1 protein-coding gene is annotated in these 1,039 nt (G+C 62.8%); it reads right to left on the bottom strand.

The window, feature by feature from the left end; all coding sequences use genetic code 11:
* Nucleotides 1-1,039, bottom strand: a 1,039-nt coding sequence (locus H7C86_RS36935) for a hydroxylase (protein ID WP_182263521.1), incomplete at both ends; no start/stop codon positions are given.

Here is a 1,039-nt window from a genome sequence, read left to right as displayed (position 1 = left end):
CGCCAGAACCGCTGCATCGGCGTGTTCAACTGCAACGCGCCACCACCGGAACGAGCAAAGATCTCGTCCACCGCCCGCACCGCCCGCCACGCCGCAGCAGTCTGCGTACGCCGACCGATCGCACGAAGCTCGAACGAAACTTCCTGCCCCTTCTCGGTCATGTCCCAGAAACGATCCACCGTCTCCAAGATCGCAGCCCGAGAAGCAGCGATCTCGGCCGCAGCCTCACCGATCGCGAACAACACGTACGGATCTTCCTTGATCGGAACACCACTGACCGTCACACGCTCACGCTGCGCCGCCATATTGCACGCCAACGCACCCTCAGCAATACCGATCAACGACGAAGTGATCCCCAACGGGAAAATGCACGAGAACGGGAACTTGTACAACGTCTCCGTACGGCCCGCTTCCTTCCACGCCGTCCCGTCGAAAACCTTTCCCGCATCAAGAGTCCGATACGTCGGCAGGAACGCATCCTTGACGATCAGATCCTTCGACCCCGTACCGCGCAGCCCCACGACATTCCAGCTGTCCTGGTCGATGTCGTAATCGGAGCGCGGCAGCAGTACGTGCAGGTGCTTCGGCGGCATCAACGGCTTACCGGACTCGTCACCGACCATCGCGCCGATCATGATCCAGTCACAGTGATCGGTACCGGAGGAGAACGACCAGCGCCCGTTGAGGATGTAGCCACCCTCGACCGGCCTCGCCACGCCCATCGGCGCATACGGTGACGCCATCCACGTATCGGGATCGGTTCCCCACACCTCTTCCTGAGCCTTGCGGTCGAAGAACGCAAGCTCCCACGGATGAACACCGACGATGCCGCTGACCCAGCCCGTGGCACCGTCCATCGCGCCGATAGCCATTGCCGTCTCGGCGAATTCACGCGGATGTGCCTCGAGGCCTCCGAATTCCTTCGGCTGGAACATCCGGATGACGCCGGAGTCGCGCAGGCGCTTCGCGCTGCCGTCCGTCAAGCGCATCAGCTTGTCGCCCTCGACTCCGTCGGCGCGGATCTCGTCGGCGAACTGTG

This window comes from Rhodococcus sp. UFZ-B548 (assembly GCF_903819475.1).
Taxonomy (GTDB): Bacteria; Actinomycetota; Actinomycetes; order Mycobacteriales; family Mycobacteriaceae; genus Rhodococcus_F; species Rhodococcus_F erythropolis.
The sequence above is the reverse complement of the archived record's forward strand: the minus strand, read 5'-3'. Positions and strand labels throughout refer to the sequence as shown.